This window comes from Amycolatopsis sp. NPDC005961, assembly GCF_040629235.1.
Lineage (GTDB): Bacteria > Actinomycetota > Actinomycetes > Mycobacteriales > Pseudonocardiaceae > Amycolatopsis > Amycolatopsis camponoti.
The window spans coordinates 30628-52329 of the sequence record NZ_JBEXVF010000054.1 but is presented as its reverse complement, the minus strand read 5'-3'; the positions used below and the strand labels follow the sequence as shown (position 1 = coordinate 52329).

At 72.4% G+C, this 21702-nt stretch carries 21 protein-coding genes; 11 read left to right on the top strand and 10 right to left on the bottom strand.

Annotation, left to right across the window (positions count from 1 at the left end; translation table 11 throughout):
- The first annotated feature begins 140 nt into the window (after nucleotides 1-140).
- A complete protein-coding gene (locus ABZ342_RS35520) occupies nucleotides 141-2672 on the top strand; it encodes a hypothetical protein (RefSeq protein ID WP_360482604.1) in 2532 nt (843 codons plus the stop codon).
- Nucleotides 2673-2675: 3 nt separating this feature from the next.
- Here the strand turns inward: ABZ342_RS35520 and ABZ342_RS35515 are convergent, their stop codons facing one another.
- Together ABZ342_RS35515 and ABZ342_RS35510 are read right to left on the bottom strand one after the other, a co-directional pair.
- A complete protein-coding gene (locus tag ABZ342_RS35515) occupies nucleotides 2676-3467 on the bottom strand; it encodes a hypothetical protein (protein ID WP_360482601.1) in 792 nt (263 codons plus the stop codon).
- 423 nt (nucleotides 3468-3890) lie between these two features.
- On the bottom strand, nucleotides 3891-4523 hold the full coding sequence (locus ABZ342_RS35510; RefSeq protein WP_360482598.1) for a helix-turn-helix domain-containing protein: 633 nt from the start codon (nucleotides 4521-4523) through the stop codon (nucleotides 3891-3893).
- A 70-nt stretch (nucleotides 4524-4593) separates the two neighbouring features.
- On the opposite strand from ABZ342_RS35510, the gene ABZ342_RS35505 reads away from it, so the two are divergent.
- Nucleotides 4594-5445 (top strand): SDR family NAD(P)-dependent oxidoreductase, encoded by an 852-nt coding sequence (locus ABZ342_RS35505; RefSeq protein ID WP_360482595.1) that lies wholly within the window; start codon nucleotides 4594-4596, stop codon nucleotides 5443-5445.
- A gap of 280 nt (nucleotides 5446-5725) precedes the next feature.
- Complete coding sequence (locus ABZ342_RS35500; protein ID WP_360482592.1) at nucleotides 5726-8032, top strand: EAL domain-containing protein; 2307 nt, start codon at nucleotides 5726-5728, stop codon at nucleotides 8030-8032.
- A 39-nt stretch (nucleotides 8033-8071) separates the two neighbouring features.
- Here ABZ342_RS35500 and ABZ342_RS35495 read toward each other — a convergent pair whose 3' ends face one another.
- On the bottom strand, nucleotides 8072-8896 hold the full coding sequence (locus ABZ342_RS35495; RefSeq protein ID WP_360482589.1) for a cyclase family protein: 825 nt from the start codon (nucleotides 8894-8896) through the stop codon (nucleotides 8072-8074).
- 97 nt (nucleotides 8897-8993) lie between these two features.
- On the opposite strand from ABZ342_RS35495, the gene ABZ342_RS35490 reads away from it, so the two are divergent.
- Together ABZ342_RS35490 and ABZ342_RS35485 are read left to right on the top strand one after the other, a co-directional pair.
- Nucleotides 8994-9416 (top strand): DUF5709 domain-containing protein, encoded by a 423-nt coding sequence (locus tag ABZ342_RS35490; protein ID WP_360482586.1) that lies wholly within the window; start codon nucleotides 8994-8996, stop codon nucleotides 9414-9416.
- Nucleotides 9417-9580: 164 nt separating this feature from the next.
- On the top strand, nucleotides 9581-10537 hold the full coding sequence (locus ABZ342_RS35485) for a LuxR C-terminal-related transcriptional regulator (RefSeq protein WP_360482583.1): 957 nt from the start codon (nucleotides 9581-9583) through the stop codon (nucleotides 10535-10537).
- Between the two features lie 51 nt (nucleotides 10538-10588).
- Here the strand turns inward: ABZ342_RS35485 and ABZ342_RS35480 are convergent, their stop codons facing one another.
- Entirely contained in the window at nucleotides 10589-10783 is a 195-nt protein-coding gene (locus tag ABZ342_RS35480; RefSeq protein ID WP_360482580.1) for a hypothetical protein, read from the bottom strand.
- Nucleotides 10784-11059: 276 nt separating this feature from the next.
- Between ABZ342_RS35480 and ABZ342_RS35475 the strand changes: the two genes are divergently transcribed.
- Nucleotides 11060-11194 carry a hypothetical protein gene (locus ABZ342_RS35475; protein ID WP_277875373.1) on the top strand — a complete coding sequence of 45 codons (135 nt, stop codon included), beginning with the start codon at nucleotides 11060-11062 and terminating at the stop codon, nucleotides 11192-11194.
- 19 nt (nucleotides 11195-11213) lie between these two features.
- Here ABZ342_RS35475 and ABZ342_RS35470 read toward each other — a convergent pair whose 3' ends face one another.
- Nucleotides 11214-11582, bottom strand: a complete 369-nt coding sequence (locus ABZ342_RS35470) for a MerR family transcriptional regulator (RefSeq protein ID WP_360482577.1) — start codon at nucleotides 11580-11582, stop codon at nucleotides 11214-11216.
- 54 nt (nucleotides 11583-11636) lie between these two features.
- On the opposite strand from ABZ342_RS35470, the gene ABZ342_RS35465 reads away from it, so the two are divergent.
- Entirely contained in the window at nucleotides 11637-12776 is a 1140-nt protein-coding gene (locus ABZ342_RS35465) for an MFS transporter (RefSeq protein ID WP_360482574.1), read from the top strand.
- Nucleotides 12777-12827: 51 nt separating this feature from the next.
- Here ABZ342_RS35465 and ABZ342_RS35460 read toward each other — a convergent pair whose 3' ends face one another.
- Entirely contained in the window at nucleotides 12828-14060 is a 1233-nt protein-coding gene (locus tag ABZ342_RS35460; RefSeq protein WP_360482571.1) for a glycoside hydrolase family 18 protein, read from the bottom strand.
- A 147-nt stretch (nucleotides 14061-14207) separates the two neighbouring features.
- On the opposite strand from ABZ342_RS35460, the gene ABZ342_RS35455 reads away from it, so the two are divergent.
- Nucleotides 14208-14600, top strand: coding sequence for a hypothetical protein (locus ABZ342_RS35455; protein WP_155541526.1), 393 nt, complete (start codon nucleotides 14208-14210; stop codon nucleotides 14598-14600).
- On the opposite strand, the gene ABZ342_RS35450 is transcribed toward ABZ342_RS35455, so the two are convergent.
- On the bottom strand, nucleotides 14594-15937 hold the full coding sequence (locus tag ABZ342_RS35450) for a pyridoxal-dependent decarboxylase (RefSeq protein ID WP_360482646.1): 1344 nt from the start codon (nucleotides 15935-15937) through the stop codon (nucleotides 14594-14596). The two genes, ABZ342_RS35455 and ABZ342_RS35450, sit on opposite strands and share 7 nt — an antisense overlap.
- An 18-nt stretch (nucleotides 15938-15955) precedes the next feature.
- Nucleotides 15956-16540 carry a YdeI/OmpD-associated family protein gene (locus ABZ342_RS35445; RefSeq protein WP_360482567.1) on the bottom strand — a complete coding sequence of 195 codons (585 nt, stop codon included), beginning with the start codon at nucleotides 16538-16540 and terminating at the stop codon, nucleotides 15956-15958.
- Nucleotides 16541-16624: 84 nt separating this feature from the next.
- Between ABZ342_RS35445 and ABZ342_RS35440 the strand changes: the two genes are divergently transcribed.
- Complete coding sequence (locus ABZ342_RS35440; RefSeq protein WP_155541524.1) at nucleotides 16625-17158, top strand: GNAT family N-acetyltransferase; 534 nt, start codon at nucleotides 16625-16627, stop codon at nucleotides 17156-17158.
- Here ABZ342_RS35440 and ABZ342_RS35435 read toward each other — a convergent pair.
- On the bottom strand, nucleotides 17148-17615 hold the full coding sequence (locus ABZ342_RS35435) for a nitroreductase family deazaflavin-dependent oxidoreductase (RefSeq protein WP_360482643.1): 468 nt from the start codon (nucleotides 17613-17615) through the stop codon (nucleotides 17148-17150). The genes ABZ342_RS35440 and ABZ342_RS35435 overlap by 11 nt on opposite strands.
- Nucleotides 17616-17641: 26 nt before the next feature.
- The gene (locus ABZ342_RS35430; protein ID WP_360482563.1) at nucleotides 17642-19618 is read right to left on the bottom strand and encodes a glycosyl hydrolase family 28-related protein; all 1977 of its coding nucleotides are present in this window, start codon (nucleotides 19616-19618) and stop codon (nucleotides 17642-17644) included.
- Nucleotides 19619-19760: 142 nt separating this feature from the next.
- On the opposite strand from ABZ342_RS35430, the gene ABZ342_RS35425 reads away from it, so the two are divergent.
- Both ABZ342_RS35425 and ABZ342_RS35420 read left to right on the top strand, forming a co-directional pair.
- Complete coding sequence (locus tag ABZ342_RS35425; protein WP_360482560.1) at nucleotides 19761-20390, top strand: class I SAM-dependent methyltransferase; 630 nt, start codon at nucleotides 19761-19763, stop codon at nucleotides 20388-20390.
- 104 nt (nucleotides 20391-20494) lie between these two features.
- Nucleotides 20495-21673: a PucR family transcriptional regulator gene (locus ABZ342_RS35420; RefSeq protein ID WP_155541520.1), complete on the top strand. Its 1179-nt coding sequence runs from the start codon at nucleotides 20495-20497 to the stop codon at nucleotides 21671-21673.
- Nucleotides 21674-21702: the final 29 nt, after the last annotated feature.

Genomic DNA, 21702 nt, shown 5'->3' with positions numbered 1-21702 from the left:
CGGCGGTCGTCCCCCGCGGGCGGGTCAAATAGTGGACAGATCCTGCCGTTCCGGGGTGTCCGGTAGCGAATTCGCGTTCCGTTCCGATCCTTGGCGCGTGACCCGATCCGACCGTCAGGAACCGAAGCCATGATCACCCATTGAACGCCACCGGGACCCCTGTGGAGGCCGCCGCCCGGTTCGACGTGTTCCTGTGTTCCGCGGCGGCCGATGAGGTGGAGAAAGCGCTGCGCGCCGGCGGGCTGCGCGTTTTCCGGGGTAATCCGTTCGACGATTTCGACCGCGGTGCGGCAGAACTGGCGGCCTCGCGCGTTCTGCTCGCCGATCTTCCGCCCGGTCTGGGCACCGAGAAGGTGCTGGCGATCCGTCCGGATGAATCGCTCCCGGAGCTCGTCGAACGGGTGCGTGCCGCCGCTTTCGGAAATCCCGGTTTCCCTTTGCTGCGGACCATCCACGCCGAGCTCGTCGCCCGGCGGGCGGTGCTGGTCCGCGGGCCGGCGGGCATCGGTAAGACGACGGTGGCCGAGCAGTACGCGTGCCTGGCCGGCCGGGTGTGGCGGACGGGCCCGTTCGGCCACCTCGACCCGGACGACTTCCTCCCCCAGTTCCACCTGGCCCTCGCGACGGCGGCGGGCACGTCCGGGCTCGCCCTGGCCCGGTTGCGCAAGCGGCTCGCGAGCCGCGTCGACGCGGCGGGCGAGCGGGTGCTGCTGCTGGTCGACGACGTCCCGGCCGGGCTGCCACCGGGCGTGCTGAACGGGGTGGTGCTGCCGTCGGACCGGATCCGCACGCTGCTGACGAGCCGAGCCGCCCGCTGGCCGGGGGCGACGGTGGAGGTGCCGGGCTTGGCGCTCGAGGAGGGGCTGCGCCTGCTCGGGATGCCGGACGCGAGTTTCGTGGCCCGCTGCGACGGCCATCCGATGACGCTGCGGGCCACGGCGAGGCACCGGGCCGGTGCCGCACCGGACACGGCGCCGCACGCGATCCGGGAGGTGCTGGTCCGGATGAGCCACCCGGCACGCGAGCTGCTGCGGCTGGGCACGGTGCTGGCCCCGGCACCGATCCCGCTCGCGGTGGCGCGGGCGGCTTCGGACGACACCGGGTTCGAGGCGGCGGTGGAGGAGCTGGTGTCGCTGGGGTTCGCGGCTTCGGTGGGCGAGGGTCTGCGGTTGCAGGGCCTCGCGGTGGAGGTGGCCGGCGGCGAGTTCGGGGAGCCGGCGGCGGAGCGGGTGGCGGAGGCGGTGCTGGACGCACTGACCGACAGTGCCGCGCCCGGCCGCGCCGACCCGGGCGAAAGTCGGCCGGCGCAGGACCGGGCGGCAGACGCCTTGCCGCACGAACCAGCCCACGGCGCCCCACCCGACCGCGCGGACGCGACTCAAGACTCACCGGCTCAAGACCGGGCGGCAGACGCCCTGCACCACGAACCAGCCGGCGGTGCGTCGCCCGGTCGCGCGGGCGCGGCCGAAGACCCGTCGGCTGGCGTCTGGATCGGCCGACCCCGGCCGCCAGCCGGAGACCTCCCGCCGTCCGCTCACGACACCGCGGCCCGGCGTCACCTCCTGCTTCACCACGCCCGCGCGCTCGCCGACCGCTGCCCCACCCACCGGGTCGCCCTCCTACGCCCCCTCGCGGCCGCTCACGAGGCCCACGGCGATCCCGCCACCGCCGGTGAAATCCACGCCGCCATCCTCTCGACCGGCGAAGCGACCTCAGCGGACTTCACCGCCGCGGCCCGGGTCGAACTCGCCTGTGGGTTCGATGCCGAAGCCCTCGGTCACGCCCGGCAAGCCCTCGGCTCGCCCGAAGCCGCCGTGATCGCCGCCCAAGCCCTGGACAGCCAAGGCGACTACGCCGAAGCCGACCGGACCTTCTGGGCCACCCACCGCCCCACCTCCGGCGAAGAACGGTGCCGGGCCGCGAAAGCCCGTCGTCTCCGCGGCCGCCCGCGGGAAGCCATCGCCCTTCTCGAACCCGCGCTCAGCGGCTCCGTCAGCGACGCGCTGACCCTCGAATACGCCCGGAACCTCTTCCAGGACGGGCAGCATCAGCGAGCCCGGGACGTCGCCGCCGGGATCGAAGACTGCCCGGACGCCGAGCTGATCCAAGCCGACGCCGACCTCGTGCACCGCGACGCTGCCGACCTCGAGAAGACCTACGCCCACCGGTACGGCGTCGAGAGTCCCCGCACCCTGACCGCGTCCGTCCACACCGGTCGGGCGCTGCTCGCGCGAGGGCGTCCGCGAGAAGCGCTGGCCGCCCTCGCCGAGACCGAGCGGACCGTCCGCCGCGTTCTCGGTGACGAACACCGGCTGCACCACCGGGTCCGCCACGCCATGGGGCTCGCGCACGCCCGGCTGCGCGCATTCGACCGTCAGGCCGAGCTGCTCGAGACCATCCGGGAACCGCAGCTCCGGATGCTGGGCCGGACCCACCCGGAGACCCTCGAGACCCAGCTCGACCTCGGGCTCGCGCTCGCCCTCGGCGGCCGCGGCCCGCTCGGGCGCGCCACCGGGCTCGTCGACGATGCCGCCCGCGACGCCGAAACCGCGCCCGGGATCAGCCCCGGGCTGTCCGCCAAGGCCCGCGCCGCCAAGCAGGTCGTGCGGCTGCCCGAGCCTTTCGTGTCCGCGCTCCACGCCCTCGAGCTCCTGGTCTGGCCCCGGGACTGAGGCTCACCCGGCGCCGACCGGCTGCCAGCGGATCCCGTACGCGAAGCCGGGCGCGAGATGGCGGAACCGGACGTGCACCTCGCCCGCGTCGTCGGTCTCCAGCACCGCGCCGCGCGGTGAGCGCGTGTCGTTCTGGAACGCCTTCTCCAGCAGCACGATCCGGTCCGGCACCCGGTCGCCGAACCGGACGTGCAGGTCGAACAGATCGCACGGGTGCCGCGGCACGCAGATGTAATGCGGTTCCCGCATGTTCGCCCGGAATCGCAGTCCGACGTCATGACGTTGACCGCGTCGCAGCGGCCCCGGCAACCGCAACGACAGCCCGATCCGGTCACTCGACTCCATCGCGCGGCCGGCGAGCACTCCGCCGTGGAACACATCGACGACGAGATCGGACTCGTGCACCGAATCGCCGGATTCACCGGCCGCCGTCAGCGTCAGTGCCAGGTCCAGCTCGGCGATTTCGTCCGCGTCCGCCACCACCCGGCGGAATTCGAACGCCTCGGCCACCGGCTGGTCGAGTGCGAGCGTGACGCGCAGTTCTTCGGTGTGCCAACTCCGGCTCGGATAGCCCGGCCGGAGATCCGGCGGACCGGCCGCCACGGCCATTGCCGCGACCTGCTCGATTCCTTCGTCGATCCGCCGTCGCACGGTCCGGTCGTCGCGGTCGAGCGTGATCGCCGCCCAGTGCACCCGTTCCTGGTAGAACGGCTTCCGCGCGCGCTCGTCCAATGCGAACGCGGCCCGCAGCGCGATCTTCAGATCATCCGGCAACGACTCGACGAGCGGGCGCAATCGGTCCGTGAGTTTACGCCGCACCTCCACGGAGTCGTCATCTTCCAAAATGCCACATGTGGCGCGCAAAGCGGGTCCGACGCGATCCGCGAGCGGTGTGGTGAAAATTCCCCTCCCTTTGCGCAAGACCTTCAGCTCGCCGACCACGTCCGCTGCACTGAGGTCCACCGTTCCTCCCTCGCCGTTCCCGCACGGGCATCAATATTCGTCAGCCCTGACGCCGCTGTCCAGTCGATCATGCGGCGGCAAACGGATCGTTATCCCGCGGTTTCCGGACCTGTCGTCACGCGAAACGGGAAACCTCTTCCCGGCGGCCGCATTCTTGGTGGCCGCACCGATTCCGCAACGGATAACGAAGAGCCGCACCACCCTCGCGCACCGGGTGTCGAAGTAGTCGAATGCGGGCAGTGGAACGGGACGGAGTCAGGCCGCCACGATGCGCGTCAGCACCGAGGGGACGGCCCGTTCGAGCTCGGCCGCGGCTTCCTCCTCGCCGGCCAGGTGCCGGAGCAGCGCCTGCTGGAAGAGGCCGTCGAGCACCGCGTACGCGACGGCCTTCGGCACGACGACCGGCACGGCGGCCAGCTCGGCGTAGCGCGCGACGACGTGGTGGATCATCTCCTCGCGGCGCCGGTCGATCTCGAGCACGTCGGCGCGGAAGGACTCCTCGAACAGGCTCTGGTTGCGCAGGTCGTACCAGAGCCGGTGCATCTTGGCGTCCGCGCGCAGCGTCGCGGCCATCGCCGCCGCGAAGTCGCGCTCCAGCTCGGCCGCCGTCCGCGCGCGGGCGACGAGCTCGTCGTACCGGGTGACGCACACTTCCTCGAACTGCCGCACGCAGTGGGTCAGCAAGTCGACCTTGTCGGCGAAGTAGTAGTGCAGCACGCCGTGCGAGAACTCCGAGTTCTGCGCGATCTCCCGCAGGCTGGTGCGCGCGTAACCGAGCTCGGCCAGCGTCCGCAGCGCCGACTCGGCGAGCTGGGCCCGCCGGTCGGCGAACTTGTCCACCCCGCGGCGCGAGATCCGGTCCCGGGTCCGCTCCTTGGCCTCTGTCACCTGCACCGTCCGTCACGTCGTGGTTGCCGGGTTCAGCATATCGAGCACTTGACCAGCTTTTCCTTGACGAGTGTCCAAGAGACTCTTGACGACCGTCCAGACCCCGGTGATGCTGGGCGCCGACCGGCTCGAGGAGGAGATGTCGATGGGGCGGCACGACCTGTCCGGGCGCGCGGCGCTGGTCACCGGCGGCGCCGGGGGTCTCGGCGCCGAAATGGCCGCGGCGCTGGCCGAAGCCGGGGCCGCGGTGGTGATCGCCGACGTCCGGGAGGACCAGGGCCGCGCGACTGCGGACGCGCTCAAGCAGACCGGCGCCGCCGCTGTCTTCGTCCGGCTCGACGTCACCGACGACGCGAGCTGGGAGCGGGCCGTCGGCGAGACCATCGCCGAACTCGGCGGCCTGGACATCGTGGTCGCCAACGCCGGCGTCGAGATCTCCGGCCTGATCGCCGACCTCGACCCGGCCGGTCTCCGGCGGATGCTCGACGTCAACGTCCTCGGCACCGCGCTCGCCGTCAAGCACGCGTTCCGCGCGATGCGCCCGGGCGGCCCGGCCGGGAAGGGCGGCGCGGTCGTCACCGTGGCGTCGGTCGACACGACCGTCGGCGGCGCCGGCTACTCCGCGACGAAGTCCGCGGTCGACCGGCTGACCCGCGTGGCCGCCTTGGAAGCCGGGAAGCTCGGCTACGACGTGCGCGTCAACTGCCTCTACCCCGGGCCGGGACCCACCGGGACGGGCCCGCGGCCCGCCCTCGGCGAGGTCACCGACCTGGCCGGCGCCGTCGTGTTCCTCGCCTCCGACGCCGCCCGCTTCGTCACCGGCGCCGGCCTGCCGGTCGACGGCGACCTGGGTCCCGTGACCGCTGAGCCGGTTGCCGGGGCCGGAGCTTCTCCGGGTTTCGCACCGCCCGGATCCGCCTGATCACACCGCCGCGCTCCGCCACCAGCTCGGGGCGGCCATTCACCGTCTGCTCGGCCGGCGTCATCGCCGGAACCCTGACCGGAGGGACCGATCATGCTGCGTGACATCCGGGCCGAGCTGACCAAGCAGGTCCGCCGCCCCGCGAGCCGGCTGCTGCACCGCCGCGACATCGCCTGATGAGGCGGTACCGGCCACCGGTGCGGTGAGCCGGTACCGCCGTGCGCGCGGTGTAGTGTTTGCCGGTCCGACCGGTGGGTGACCCACGTGAGGTGCCATGACAGTGCGGCGGTACCCAGTCGCGGCCCTGCTCGTCTTCCTCACGGTGGCCCTGGTCGTGGTCAACGGCTTCGCGTTTTGGGGCGACACCTTCGCCTTGTGGATCGACGACGCCATGCAGCTGAGCGCCGGGGTCGCGGCGGTCGTCTGCGGCGTCCTGGTCGCGCGCCGCGTTCGCGGGCACCAGCGCTGGTGGCGCGAGCTCGTCGCGGTCGGCATGGCCGGCTGGTCGCTCGGCCAGTGCGCCTGGTCGTATTACCAGCTGATCGACGGGCGCGGGCTGCCGTCGCCGTCGCTGGCCGACGTCGGCTACCTGAGCTTCCCGGTGTTCGCGCTCGCCGCCCTGTTCGTCCTGGCGCGGGCGCGGGTCCGGCCGGACCGCGAACGCTTCCAGCCCGCCCAGTGGACGGCGCACTTCGGCGTCGCGGTGGTGCTCGACGGCCTGATCGTCACCGGCTCGCTGTTCATCCTCACCTGGACCGCGGCGCTCGGGCAGCTGGTGCGGGCCACCGCACCGGACAAGCTGACCTGGGCCGTCGCCATCTCCTACCCGTTGTCGGACCTGGTGATCGTGGTCGTCGCCGTGCTGCTGGTCGTGTTCGACCGGGTGGACCGGCCCTACCGCACGAACCTGCTGCTGGCCGCGGTCGGGATCGTCGCGTTGGCCGCGTCCGACAGCGTGTTCGCCTACCTGGTCAGCATCGGCGCGGAAAGCATGAAGCCGTGGTCGGACGGCGGGTTCGTGCTCGGGCCGCTGTTCATCGCCTTCGCCCTGCTGGTGACGCCCGGCCAGCGGCGGCGCGACGAGGCCGGCTCGCCGGGCGGGGTCGACTGGTGGCAGCTGGCGCTGCCGTACGTCCCGGTGACGGCGGTGGCGCTGCTGATCACGGCGCAGCTGCTGGCGGGCGCCGGGCCGGACGGCGTCGAGGTGTTCGTCGGCGTGCTGGTGGTGTTCCTCGTGCTCGCCCGGCAGCTGCTTTCCTTGCTGGACAACAGGTTGCTGCTGCGCCGGGTCTACGACGGGCAGCAGCAGCTGACCCACCAGGCCTACCACGACCCGCTGACCGGCCTCGCCAACCGCGCGCTGTTCGCCGACCGGCTGGACCGGGCCGTGGAGTCCACCGATCGCACCCTCGTGCTGATCTTCGTCGACCTGGACGACTTCAAGGAGGTCAACGACCGGTTCGGGCACGCGGGCGGCGACGTCCTGCTGCACGCCGTCGCCCAGCGGCTGCTGAGCTGCGTGCGCGCGGGCGACACGGTCGCGCGCCTGGGCGGCGACGAGTTCGCGATCCTCCTGGAAGGCGAGCTGGACGCGCCGCAGGCGGTCGCCGACCGGATCCAGGGCGTGCTGCGGCGGCCGTTCGCGGTGCACGGCACGCTCGTCCCGGTCCGCGCGAGCATGGGCCTGGTGGTGCCGGACCCGGCGGAGCCGCTGGTGACGTCGGACGTGCTGCTGGGCCGCGCGGACACGTCGATGTACGCGGGCAAGCGGCTGGGCAAGGACACGACCGTCGTCTACCGGCCGTCGCAGGACGGCCCGCCGGACTTCCCGTCGGCCCTGCGCCGGGCTTCCGGCGGTATCCCGGAAGGCTTCGGCCTGGTGTTCCAGCCGATCGTCCGGCTGGCCGACGAGGTCCCCGTGGCGGTGGAGGCACTGGCCCGCTGGAGCACGCGCGACGGGACGGTGGTGTCGCCGGAGACGTTCGTCCGCTCGGCCGAAAGCGCCGGCCTCGGCGCCGAACTGGACGCGCTGGTGCTGGACCTCGCGTGCCGGGAGATCAGCGAGGCCGGGCTGGACCTGACGGTGCACGTGAACGTGTGCGCGAGCCGCCTCGGCGCGGCGGCGCTGGAGCAGAGCGTCGGATCGGCGCTGGAACGCTACGGGCTGCCGGCGTCCCGGCTGGTCGTCGAGATCACCGAGACGGTGCCGGTGCCGGACCTGGCGGCGGGCGCGGCGGCGATCCGGCGGTTGCAGGAGCTGGGCGTGCGGGTGGCGCTGGACGACTTCGGCGCGGGGTACAGCTCGCTGACGGTCCTGCACGCGCTGCCGGTCGACCTGATCAAGCTGGACCGGGCGCTGACGACGGGAGTCCAGCCCGAGCGGGACGCGGCGCTGTGCCGGTCGCTGGTCGGGCTGTGCGCGGACCTGGAGCTGGACGTGGTCGCGGAGGGGATCGAGACGGCCGAGCAGGCGTCGCTGGTCATCGCGGCGGGGTGCACCACGGCGCAGGGCTACCTGTACGGCCGCCCCGCGCCGCTTTCGGCGCTGCGCCTGCCGACGATCCCCGCCGCGGCTGGTCGTGAGTGAGAAACAGTGTTCTAACCCTGTTTCTCACTCACGACCTCCTCAGCCCACGCCGGGTGGGAGGACGCCGAAGATCGTCGCCGTCGAGCCGGCGCCCTTGCGGTTGATCGGGCCGCCCGCCAGCACCCACGCCCCGGTCGTCGGCAGGGCCTTCAGGTTCGCCAGGATCTCCAGGCTGATCCGGTGCCGCTGGTAGACGAGCTTCGACACCGTGTACGTCTCGTCGGTGCCGACGTCCGGGCTGAACGTGTCGGTGCCGGTGCCGCCTCGGCGGCCGAGCCGTCCCGTGTCGATCAGCCACTTGACCGCCGGGATCGAGAACCCGGGCTGGTGCAGCACCCCGTCGGCGTCGGTGTTCGGGTAGGCCGGGGTGCCCCACTTGGCGTCCCAGCCGGTCCAGAGCACGACGACGGCCTCGTCCGGGATGCGGCCGTGGCGTTTCTCCCACGCCTTGAGGTCGTCGATCGTGACGCCATAGTCGGGGTTCGCCGCGGCCTTCGCTCTCACGTCGATCTTCACCGCGGGCCGGAATAGATCCGCCGGGTCCATGTCGTCGGCCAGCGGCTGACCGGTGTTGAAGTGGCCGGGCGCGCCCCAGTGCGTGCCGGTGTGCTCGCCTTCGCGAACGAACTGGAGGTAGTAGCCGTCGTCGGGGATCGTGGCGATGGTTTCCAGCGTGAAGGCCGGGTCGCCGGGGAACACGTTGGTCGTGGCGGGGTCGTTGACGTGCGAGAGGTTGACCAGGTTCAGCTGGTCCAGCCGCACCGGCGGCGTCGCCGGTTGCGCGGCCTGGGCCGTCCGCCCGGACAGCGCGGCGCCGAACACCCCGGCCAGCCCCGCGGCCAGCACCCTGCGTCTCATCGGCATGGGGATCACCTTTCACCGGAACACCGCCCGTACGGCGGCCTGCACGGTGATATCACCCGAGCCGCGCGGGGCCAAGGAGTTGCGCGAGGATGAACGCATGGACGACGACATCGAAGACCACGCCGACGAAGGCATCCTGGACCCCGAAGACACTTTGGACGACCGCGACGAGCTGGCGGAGGGTTATTCACCGCCGGAACGCCCGCGGGGCACCGAAGAATGGGGCACCACCGCGCGCGAGGCCGCCGAAGGCGAGAGCTGGGAAGGCCGGCTGGCCCGCGAGGAACCGGACGTCGCGGACGAGGAGGGCGACGGTCTCGGCGACAGCGAGGACTCCGACGGCGAGCTGATCGACGACGAGGTCGGCGACGTCCGCGCGGGCCGCCTGGTGGCGACGGACGAGGGCTTCGGCGCGGACAGCGACGAGGAGCTGTACGCGTCCGACGCGGGCATCGACGGCGGCGCGGCGTCGGCGGAGGAAGCGGCCGTCCACGTGATCGACCCGTCGCGGCGCTGGTGACGTGACCGGCGCCCGCCACGGGGCCGGACCCACCCCCACGACGGGTCCGGCCCCGATTTCGCGAGCGGCCTAATCCTTTCCCCCGACCGGCGCGTGGGGTAGGCGGCAGAGCGGTCATGTCCGGATCCGGCCGGACCCGCCCGCGCTGCCGGAAGGGGACACCGATGCTCGAAGGGCTGCTGACACCCGGCGCCGGCGCGCTGTACGACGCGATGGTGCGCACCGGGCCGCTACCGCTGGACGACCCGCGGGCCGAGGGCCCGGAGATGCGGGAGCTGTTCGACCGCGGGTTCGTGCGCCGCGACTACCGCGACGACCCGGTGATCGCGCCGATGGAGCCGGTGCGCGCGGTCGACCACGCCATTCTCGGCGCGCAGCAGCAGCTGCTGGAGCAGCAGCGGCAGATCGTCGCCGCGCGCCAGCAGCTCGACGTGCTGCAGGCGGTGTACCGGGCGGCGAACGGTTCGGGCGGCAACGCGGCCGTCGAGGTGCTGACCGACCCGCGGCGCATCGGCTCGCTGTCGCTGGAGCTCTGCCTGTCCGCGCGCGAGGAGTTCCTGACGTTCACGACGCGCCACTTCAAGCGCAAGCCGGACGCGAGCACGGTGATGCGGCTGCCGGAGGCGGTGACCGAGCGCGGAGTCGCCTTGCGCAACGTGTACGAGCGGGCGGCGCTGGAGTTCGAGGGCGCGAAAGAGGTCGTCGACGCGAGCGTGGCCGCCGGCTGGACCATGCGCGTGGCGCCGGAGCTGCCGATGAAGATGGTGATCGCGGACCGCCATTCGGCGCTGGTCCCCCTCGACCCGAGCGGCATGGAGGGCGCGCTGTTCGTCCGAAGCCCGACGATCGTGGCGTCGTTGCGGATGCTGTTCGAGCTGGTCTGGAGCCAGGCGGTGGCGGTGCACGGCCCGGCGTCCCAGCCGCGCCACGGGCTGACGCCGACCCAGGCGAAGGTCTTGGACCTGCTGGCCACGGGCATGACGGACGGTGCGATCGCCCGCCACCTGGACGTGAGCGAGCGGACGGTTCGCAGACACGTCCAGGGGCTGCTGGAGGCCCTGCAGGCGGACAACCGGGTGGCGGCGGTCTTCGCGGCGACCCGGCTGGGCTGGCTGGGCTGAGCGACCGCGCGGGTGGGTTTGACCAGAGCCGCCCGGCTTCGGCCCGCGGTGCTACTCCAGCTTCTTGCACTGCGGCGGGCCGCCGGTCCAGATCCAGACGCACTGGCCGGGGGGCCGGACCGCGGGACCACCGTCACTCGCCGCGGCGGCGGTTGCTGGTGCGGCGGTTGCGGCGGTTGCCATCGGTGCGCCCAGCGTGCCGATGACCGCCGCCGCGGCCAGGCCTGTCAAGGCTCGCGTGATCATGGTCTTCCCTCCCGCGAAGTGATCTTCCGCCGCCAACCTAAGGCCGGGATGCCGCGCACCGGCAGGGGCGGGTTCGGCCACTGTCCGCTACCGGCCACGGCCGCCCTGCGGGCGCCGCCGGGCGGCGGCAGCCCGGCAAGCGGCGGCGGCCGGAGAGGCGGCCCGGCGGGCGCGGCCCGGCAGCGTCGCTGGCGAGCGCCGCTCGAAACCGGCCGGAACCGGACATGGCCGCCCTCGACCGGTGTGCTCGAGCGCGTCCCCTCCTACCGTCGAGGCATGGGCGACGAGCCACCTCCACGCTGGTGGGCCGAAGACGGCGCCCACCCCCGGCCGGACCCCGCGGGCTGGTGGCCGGAAGCCGACACCCTGCACTGGGTCCACGTCCGCCCCGACGACGACCCTCCCGGCTAGGCGTGCCCCCGTCGGCTCCTCAAACGCCGTTGTACTCGCGCACCGCGTCGAGGTACTCGGAGATCGCGTCCCGGTTGCGCAGCAGGCACTCCGCCCGGCGCGCCATCCGGTCGCGCTCTTCCTCCAGCGTCGCGATCATCTCCGGGGTCGCGTCCGGGAAGTAGATCGCGCGGGGCTTGTCGAGGCAGGGCAGGATCTGCTTGATGATGCGGGTGGGCAGTCCCGCGTCGAGGAGCCCGCGCACCTGGATCACGCGATCGACCGTCGCGGAATCGTAGTCGCGGTACCCGTTCGCCCCTCGGGACGCGATGATCAGGCCCTGCTCCTCGTAGTACCGGAGCAGCCGGCGGGACGTGCCGGTGCGTTCGGACAGCTCCCCGATGCGCATGTGCGCCACCTCACGTAGACCTTCACACGTATGTGAGGGTTCGAGCATAGCGGCATGACGCGCTCCCTCCTCGCCCTCACCACCGCCGCGTTCGTCACCGTGCTCACCGAAGCGCTGCCCGCCGGCGTGCTGCCCGGCATGAGCGCCGGCCTCGGCGTCGGTGAGGCGGCGGCCGGCCAGGCCGTGACGGTCTACGCCCTCGGCACCGCCCTCACCGCGATCCCCCTCTCCGCGGCCACCGCGGCCTGGCCCCGCAAACGCTTACTGCTGGCCGGCGTCGGCGGGTTCGCCGTCGCCAACACCGTGACGGCGCTGTCCGCCGCCTACCCGCTCACCATGGTCGCCCGGTTCGTCGCCGGGGTGGCCGCGGGCGTCGTCTGGGCGCTGCTGGCCGGGTACGCGCGCCGGCTCGCGCCGCCGGAACGCCAGGGCCGGGCCATCGCCGTCGTGATGGCGGGCATCCCCCTGGCCCTGTCGCTCGGGATCCCGGCCGGGACGTTCCTCGGCGGCCTGTTCGGCTGGCGCTCGGCGTTCGGCGCCATGTCGGCGATCGCCGTCGTGCTGCTCGGCTGGATCGCCTGGGGAGTCCCGGACCAGCCCGGGCAGGCCGGCGGCCGGGTGCCGGTCCGGCGCACGCTCACCGTGCCGGGCGTCGCGCCCGTGCTGGCCGTGACGCTCGTGTTCGTGCTGGCCCACACCGTGCTCTACACCTACGTCGCCGCGTTCCTCGGCCACGCCGGGATGGGCGACGTGGTCGACGTCGTCCTGCTGGTGTTCGGCGTCGCGTCGATGGCCGGGATCTGGGTCGTCGGCACGCGCATCGACCGCGCGCTGCGCACGCTGACGGTCCTCAGCACGATCCTGGTCGCGGTGGCCGCGACGATCCTGGCGACCGCGGCGGGCAGCGCGGTGCTGGTCTACGCCGCCGTCGCGCTGTGGGGCCTCGGCTGGGGCGGCGTCCCCACGCTCCTGCAGACCGCGGCCGGGAACGCGGGCGGCGCCGCGGCCGACAACGCGCAGGCCATGCTCGTCACGCTGTGGAACGCGGCGATGGCCGCGGGCGGCGTGGCCGGTGGTGTCCTGCTCGACGCCGCCGGGCCCGCGGCCTTCCCCTGGACGCTGCTCGTGCTCCTGGTCCCGGTGCTCGCCGTGGTGCTCGGCGCCCGGCGGCACGGGTTCCCGGTGGTGTCCTGAATGGACGAAGGGCCCGGGCGGGTTCGCGCCCGGGCCCTCCAGCTAGAGGTTTCAGCAGCGGCCGGCGATGGCCCGCAGCAGTTCGGCGTTCGCGGTGTCACCCGACAGCTCCCAGGCGAACACGCCACCCAGCCCCTGCGACTTCGCGTAGCCGGCCTTCGCCGACGCCGTTTCGGGCGTGTCGTAGCTCCACCACTGCGAGCCGCACTTCGCGTACGCCGTACCGGCGATCTTGCCGTTGGCCGGACACGTCGTCTTGAGCACCTTGTAGTCCTCGACGCCCGCTTCGTACGTGCCCGGAGCCGGGCCGGTCGCCGTGCCGCCGGGCTGCTTCTGCGTGACGCCGTCCCAGCCGCGGCCGTAGAACCCGAGGCCCAGCAACATCTTCGACGACGGGACGCCCTGGTGGCGCAGCTTCTGGATGGCCGCGTCGGCGTAGAACCCGGCGGTCGGGATGCCCGCGTAGGAGCGCAGCGGGGAGTGCGGCGCGGTGGGTCCGGTCGGCTGGCCGCCGGCGACGAAGTAGTCGTACGTCATCACGTTGTACCAGTCGAGGTAGCGGCTCGCCCCGGCGTAGTCGGTGGCGTCGATCTTGCCGTTCTTCGAGCCGTCCGCGGTGATCGCGGCCGTGACCAGCTGGTGCCCGAACTTCGCCCGCAGCGCCTTGACCAGCGCCGTGAACGCCTTCGGCCCGCTTTCGTCGCAGGTGTTGCCGCAGGCGTTCGGGTACTCCCAGTCGACGTCGATGCCGTCGAAGACGCCCGCCCAGCGCGGGTCGTTGACGAGGTTGTAGCAGGACTCGGCGAACGCGGCGGGGTTCTTCGCCGCCTCGGTGAAGCCGGCCGACCAGGTCCAGCCGCCGAAGGACCACAGCACCTTGAGCTTCGGGTTCAGCTTCTTCAGCTGGAGGATCTGGTTGAAGCTGCCGTGCAGCGCGCCGGGCTCGGCGCTGTCGGCCTGGCCGCTGACGCTCATCGTGGCGTCGTAGGGCATGTCGTGGTCGGCCCACGGGTCGCCGACGGCGCAACCGCCGCCGGTCACGTTGCCGAACGCGTAGTTGAGGTGGGTCAGCTTCGCGGCCGAACCGGACGTCTCGATGTCCTTGACGTGGTAGTTGCGGGCGTAGACGTCCCAGTCGGCGAAGTAGGCCATCACCTTGCCCTGGGAGTGACCGCCCCCGGACGGCCCCGCTTCGGCGGCGGGCGGCGCGACGACGGCGGCACCGGCGAGCGCCAGCGCTGCGGTGGCGAAGGCGCCGGCGATGCGTTTTCTCATGCGGAGCACGAAATTCTCCTTCGGCGAGCCGACCGGTCGGACGCGCCGAGACTAACAGGTCCAGACCACTGCGGACCAGAGCGAAACGTTGTGGCCAAAGGGTTTCTCGGTACCCCCGGAGCCGGGTGCGGATTCACGGCGTGCGATGATCGGTCGATGACCGAGTTCGGCTGCGCGCGCTGCTCGGGCGAAGACGCCCTGACCGCGCTGGCGTTCTGCACGACCCGCCTGCGTGAAATCCACCGCCTGGTCGAGAAGTCCCACTTCAGCATCGCGCTACGGGTTTGCCCGGAATGCCGGCAGGCGTTCGCCGCGATCTTCACGGAGTTCGGCGACGGGACCGGCGGCGAAGACGCGCAGTACTTCGACTTCGTCCCGCTCACCCCCGCCGAAGTGACCACAATGGCCGCACAGGGGTCCCGAGTGGATCTCGTCCGGCTGGGTGCGCTCGGCAGCCTCCGGCGGCGGCTTTCGTCGAGCTGGCCACGCGGCAAGGAGAAGCGGATCGCGTGGCGGACGGACACCCTTTCGGTGCGCGAAGGCTACTGAGCCAGCCGGAGGATCGCGGCGGCCGAACGGTCGACGTCCGCTTCCGTCGTCATCCAGTTGGACACCGAAATCCGTAGGTACCGGCGGCCGCGCCAGGTGGTTCCGCCGAGCCAGCAGGTGCCGTCGCGCTGAATCCGGTCGATGACCGCGTCGGTCCGGGCGTCGTCGCCGAACGACACCAGGACCTGGTTGAGGACGACGTCGTTCGCGATCCCGGCGCCACCGGCCGCGAGGGTTTCCGCGAAGCGGCGCGCCAGCCGGCAACAGCGGTCAACGAGCTCGGCGACGCCGTCGCGGCCCAGCTCCCGCAGCGCCGCCCAGACCGCGAAGCCGCGGGCGCGGCGCGACGACTCCAGCGTCAGGTCGCCCATGCCGGACACCTCGCCGGCGCCGGTCAGGTAGGCGGCGCGGTAGGCGATCGCCTCGGCGTGGACCTCGGGGCGCGCGCAGAAGACGAACCCGGAGTCGTAGGGGACGTTGAGCCACTTGTGGCCGTCGCAGGCCCAGGAGTCGGCCAGCTCGACGCCGTCGAGCAGGCCCGCGGTCCCCGGGTTGGCGGCGGCCCAGAGGCCGAAGGCGCCGTCGACGTGGATCCAGGCGTTCTCCGCGACCGCTCGGGCGGCCCTGAGGTCGTCGCAGGCGCCGGTGTTCACGTTGCCGGCCTGCAGGCAGACGATCGTGGGGCCGTCGCCGGCCTTCCGCGCGAGGTCGTCGAGGTCGATGGCGCCTTGCGGCCCGGCCTTCACCGGCTCGACGGCCCGCGTGCCGAACCCGAGCAGCCTCAGTGCGCGGTCGACGGTGGCGTGCCGCTCCTCGCTCGCGAGGACGCGGACACGCGGGGCACCGCCGAGCCCGTCGCGCTCGACGTCCCATCCGGCCTCGGCGAGGACGTGGTGCCGCGCGGCGGCCAGCCCGACGGTGTTCGCGGCCTGTCCACCGGTGACGAAGCCGGCGGAGGCGGTGGCGGGGATGCCGAGCAGCTCCTTGAGCCAGGTCCCGGCGGCCTCTTCGGCGGCGGCCGCGGCCGGGGAGAGAACGGCGTTGAAGCCGTTCTGGTCCCAGCCGGTGGCCAGCACGTCCGCGGCCGTGGCGGCGGGCAGGGCGCCCCCGATGACGAAGCCGAAGAACCGCGGGCCGGCGGTGGCGACGAGGCCGGGCTCGGCGGCCCGCGCGAGTTCTTCCATAACGGCGCCGGGCGGGGTCGGGCCGTCCGGGAGCGGGCCCCCGAAGGCGGCCTTCAGGGCGGCGGCGTCGACGGCACGGGCGACGGGCCGGTCGGCGAGGGAAGCCCGATGGTCGGCGGCCAGCTCGGCGGCGCGGGCCAGGAGGTCACGCAGTTCGTCCACGGCCCGACTCTAGGCCGCCTTCGGGTGCGCGGCCCGCACGTTTTCCCGGGCCAGCTCGACGGTCGTCGCGATGCGCCGCCGCCGCGTCTCCTGGCGCTTGGCCTTGGCGATCCACTCCAGGATGAGCCGCTTCGACGACGGCGGGAACGCCGCGAAGTGCCCGGCCGCGACGGCGTCGAAGGCCCGCTCGAGGTCCGGCGGGATGACGCCGTCCTGCGCTTCGGCCAGCGCGTCCCAGGTCCCCGTGCGCCGGGCGAGGTCGACCATCGCCTGGCCCGACGGCGTCATCAGCCCCGCCGCGGTCAGCCGCTCGACGCGGTCGCGGTTCACCCGGCTCCACGTGCTCTTCGGATTCCGCGGGGTGAAGCAGAGGTACGTGCTTTCCGCGTCCCGCTTCAGCGCTTTGCTGTCGATCCAGCCGAAGCACAGCGCCTGCTCCATCGCCTCGTGGACCAGCACGCCGGGAGCGCCGCTGTGCTTGCGCCGGATGACCAGCCACACCGACGACGCCGTGCCGGACGACGACGTCAGCCACTCCCGCCACTGCCCGGCCGACGTGACGTCCACCACCGCGATGCCTGCCAAAGTCTCCATGCCCACATCGTCGGGGGTGAAGTGTTCATCTTCTGAGCACTTTCACCGGGAACAACCGAGGGCCGCCCGGCGTAGCGTCCTGGTATGGAGACTCCGTTGAGCACCGACCGGCTCGTGATCCGGGACTGGACGGTGGACGACGCCGAAGCCGCGTTCGAGATCTACGGCGCGGAGGACGTGACGCACTGGCTGACCCCGGCCATGGATCGCGTCGGCGACGTCGGCGCGATGCGCGCGGTCCTGCAGGCCTGGGCCGAGGTGCAGCCGAACCTGCCGCCGCCGCGCGGCCGGTGGGCCGTCGAGCGCAAGGAGGACGGCGTGGTGATCGGCGGCCTCGGCATCCGGCTGCTGCCGCCGTTCGAAGAGGACCTCGAGCTGAGCTGGCAGCTGAGCCCGGGCGTCTGGGGCCAGGGCTACGCGTCGGAGGCCTCGACCGCGCTGATCGAGTGGGCGTTCACCCAGGACACCGACGAGCTGTTCGCCGTGGCGCGGCCGAACAACACGCGCGCGATCGCCGTCGCGAAGCGGCTCGGCATGCAGTGGGTCGGCGAGACGGAGAAGTACTACAACCTGCGGCTCCAGGTGTACCGGATCCGGCACACCGACCTCATCGGCTGACCTGCTCCAGCAGGAAGACGCGGATTTCGCGGTCGCCGGCGCGCACGGCGTAGCGGTCGTAAGCCGGCCAGTACGACGCGACGGCGTCCCACATCTCCTGACGCTCGTCACCGGTCAGGAGCCGTCCGGTGACCTCGACGGTCCGGCCGCCGATCGCGACCGTCGCCTTCGGCTGGGCCAGCAGGTTCCCCGACCACGCCGGGTGCGCCTCGCCGCCCCAGTTGGAGCCGATCACGACGTACCCGCCGGCGCGCTCGACGTACAGGAGCGGCACCTGCCGGGGTGCACCGCTGCGGCGCCCGACCGTGGTGAGCAGCAGCGTCCGCAACCCGACCGCCGCGCCGACGCCGACCCGGCCGCCGCTGATCCGCAGCAGCACCCGGTCGGCGGGCACGAGCGCCCGCCCGAGCACCGCGAACGCCTTGCTCTTGCCGAAACCGGCGAACACCCCGCGCAACCCAGCCACGGCCGAACCCTAGCGGCTCACCACGCCGAGGGCGCGGGCGGCGGCACGACCGGCGGCCGGTCGTCGCAGGTGATCGTGTTCGGCAGCAGCCAGGGAGCCAGCCAGCTGCCGTTGCCGCCGAGGTCCGTCAGCGCGAACTCCGATCCCGTTGGCGGGAAGGTGAACGAGCCGCAGTTGTTCACGGCCACCGCGCCGACGTTGCGCGCCTCGACGTTCCGGAACGACGCCGACCCCGCCGAGCGGGCGCTGAGCACCGACGTTCCGGTGCCGTCGACGCGCAGGTCGGCGAACTTCAGCCCGGTGATCGAGTACTTGTCCTTCACCGGGAAGTCGCTGACCAGCATGATCGCGTTGTAGGTGGTGTCGAGGAAGTGGTCGCCGGTCACCGAGACGTCCGCGGCGATGTCCTTCTCCAGCGCGTAGAACCAGATCGCGCCGAGGCCGATCTTCCAGTTCAGCTCGAACGTCCCGGCCCGCACCGTCGTGTTGTCCGCGATCCGCAGCGTCCCGGCGAACGGCTCGGCGCCGAACCGCGACCCCACCTGGATCGCGCTGCCTTCGCGGATCGGGTCGGCGATCAGGTTGCCCGACACCGTGTTGTCGACGCCGCCGTACAGCGCGATCCCGTTGGCCAGCACCGGCGTCTGGACGGTGTTGTGGTCGACCGTGTTCCGCGCGTCCTGGGTCTTCTCCGACCACAGGGCCAGTCCGTCGTCGCCGGTGTTGCGGACGAAGTTGTTCGCCACCACCGAGTCCGTCACGCCCGTGTGGAAGTTGAGGCCGTCGGCGACCTGGTCGGCGATGACGTTGCCCGTGATCTTCGTGCCGCGCATCGGCCCGTCGAACCACAGGCCGACCTTCGTGTGGTGGAGGTACAACGAGTCCACAGTGGAGTCGCTGAGCGCGCCACCGATCGCGTTGACCTGGTCGGTGTCGACGCGTTCGCGGACGTCGCCTTCGATCGCGAAGCCGGACAGGTGGACGTGGTGGCTGCCCCCGGCCGAGGCGGGCTTGCCGTAGAAGCCGACGCCGGTGTGCACCGACCCGTCGGGGTCGGGCGTGCCGAGCGCCACCTCGTGTCCCTTGACGATCGTGTACCAGCTGCCGGCGCCCTCGATCGTGACGTCGTCGACGACGATGTGCCGGTTGACCTGGTACGTCCCGGGCGGCAGGTACACCGCGAGGTGAGCGCGCCGGGCGAAGGCGATGGCGCGGTCGAGGGCGTCGGCCGAGTCGCGGCGGCCGGTCGGGTCGGCGCCGAAGAGCAGTGCGTCGGCCGCGAAGGGAACGACCCGCGGCGGTGCGACGAGTTCGGAGTCGAGCAGGTCGACGACCGTCCACGCGGCGGCGCTCCCGGCCGGGACGGTGAGCCGGACCTTGTCCCCCGCCCGGTAGGAGCGGCCGAGCAGGAGCCGCTGCTCGTCGTAGAAGTGGCTGGGGCGGAACGGCTTTTCGACGACCGGCGCGGGCGTGGTCGCCGCGGGCACGCACGAGCACTCGGTGATCCACCAGTCCGGGTGCAGCAGGCCCGCGTCCGGGTCGTTGCTGAACGGGTACTGGTTGTACAGCCAGGAGTACTGCGAAGTCAGCGTCATGCGCTGCCGGTGGGCGCCGTTCACGGTGACGTCGAGCGGCGCGGTGATCCCGCCGCCCCGGGGCGCGTCCGGGATGCTGTAGCGGACGGTGATCGCGTTCGCGGCGGCGGGCAGCGTGAACTCGACGTACTGCCCCGGCGTCACCTTCACCGCCCGGCGGCCGGAGGCTTCGGACGGGAGCGTGTAGGCCGAGCGGTCCGGGCCGATCACGACACCGTCGGTGCGCGCGTTCTCCGCCTCCTGCTCGAGGAAGCCGACGTTCGCGCCGCGCCCGGCGACCAGCGCCGGATCGAGCGCGGCCCGCGTGACGACGGGCCGCCCGGCGGCCGACGCGGGAACGGCCACCGCGAGCAGGGTGATGACCGCGGCCAGCACGGTTCCGAAGGTGCGTCGCGCCATCGCGGACCTCGATTCTCGAGTGGAGTGCCGCGGAAGATTAGGTCGCCACGTGCCTGAATCACAAGGTTTTGCCAGAACTTACTCTGAAATTGCACACATCCGTACGGATGTTGCGCAACCGAACGTCTGACAGAGTGGGCCCATGACCGGTCCCGCATCCGCCGCCGAGGTCTTCGACGCGCTCGGCAAGGACTACGAACACGCCTTCCGGAACCTCGCCGAGCAGCGAGCCGCGATCACCGCGCTGGCCGAGCGGCTGCCCGCGGGCGCGGCGGTGCTCGACGTCGGCTCGGGGACCGGCCGCCCGGTCGCGGACCTGCTCACCGCGGCCGGCCACGCGGTGACCGGGTACGACGTCGCGCCGAAGATGGTCGAGATCGCGCGAGCACAGGTGCCCGCGGCCCGGTTCGAGGCGGGCGACATGCGCGAACTGTCCTTCGAAGCCGGGACCTGGGACGCGATCACGGCGTTCTTCTCGATGCTGCAGCTCCCCCGCGCCGACCAGGACACGATGATCGGCCGGTTCGCGGGCTGGCTGAAACCCAGTGGCCTGCTCGTCTTCGCCACCGTGCCCGCCGACGTGGACGGCGTCGACATCGTCTTCATGGGACACCCGGTCCGCGCGAGCAGCTTCCCCGCCGAGGTCCTCGCGGAGAAGCTCCGCGCGACCGGCCTGGAGATCGTCCGCGAAGACCAGGCCCTGTTCGTGCCGGATCACCCCGGGGCCGGACCCGAGCCGCACGTGTACTTCACCGCACGCAAGCCTTCATGAGTCGATCGTGGCGTCAACCCCTCACCGGGCCGATCACTCAGTGGACATGAATTTTGCTCAAGTTCGTGCGTGTCCCGGGCCGCGGACCCGAGCTAAAGTGAGGGATGGGCATTGAAGCTCTCGCCAGGCCGGTGCCTCGCGAACACCGCGAGCTGGTGCGCGAGATGCTGGCCAGGCTGCCCGAGTTCGCCGACCGGCTCGCCCGCCTGCTCAGCGAAGAAGACGAGTTCTACCGCCAGGTCGAGCACGTCGCGCCGGGCGAGCTGCGCCAGGTCTGCCAGGCCAACCTCGAGCGCGCGCTGACCGCGCTGGTCGAGGGCCGCGGGCTCGCCCTCGACGCCGCCCGCAAGACCGGGCTCGTCCAGGCGCGGCAAGGCATCCCGCTGCCCGCGGTGCTGCGCGCCTTCCGCATCGGCGGCACCTTCGTCTACGAAGCCCTCCTCGAGCTCGCCGGCCCGGAGTTCCTCAACCCGACCCGGACGATCGAGATCAACTCCTACGTCTGGAAGGCGATCGACCTCTACTCCGACGCCCTGACCACGGCGTACGAGCAGGTCGCGGCCGAGCCGTCGCACGCCGACGCGCGGCGGCTGGACGACCTCTTCCGCGGCCGGCTCACCAGCCAGGCCGACATGGAAGCCGCCGCCCGGGACCTGGGCCTGCCGACCGCGGGCATGTTCGTCGTCGTGGTGACCGAGCGCGTCGAGCCCGACGAGCAGGACACCGTCGAGGCGCTGCTGCGCGCCCGCCGCTGGCGCTCGGCCTGGCGGCCCGGCGGCGAAGCGGGACTGGTCGCGATCGACCGCATCGAGGACGTCCGGCGGCTGCGCGAAGTGCTGGGCTCGCTGCCGGTGGCGGCCGGGATGAGCAAGCCGTTCAGCGGGTTCCCGGACGTCCCGGACGCGCTGCACCGGGCCCGGATCGCCCGCCGCTCGCTGCCCACGGCGACCGCGGGCGTGGTGGTGTTCGGCGACTCGCCGGTGACGACGCTGGTCGCCGCCGCGCCGGGAATGGCCCGCGACGTCGTGCGGTCCGCCCTGGCCGGCGTGCTCGCGCTGCCCGGCGCGGAACGCAAGGTCATGCTCGACACGCTGCTCGCGTGGTTCGCCGGTCACGGGTCGGCGAAGGAGGCCGCGGACCGGCTGTTCGTGCACCCCAATACCGTTCGCTACCGGCTGCGCCGCGTGCAGGACCTGACCAAGCGCGACCTGACCGACCCGGTCGACATCGGCGAGCTGTACGTCGCCCTCGAATCGGTGCGGCTCGATCCGGAGACATCGTAGATCGACACCTACCGATTGACTTTCGATAG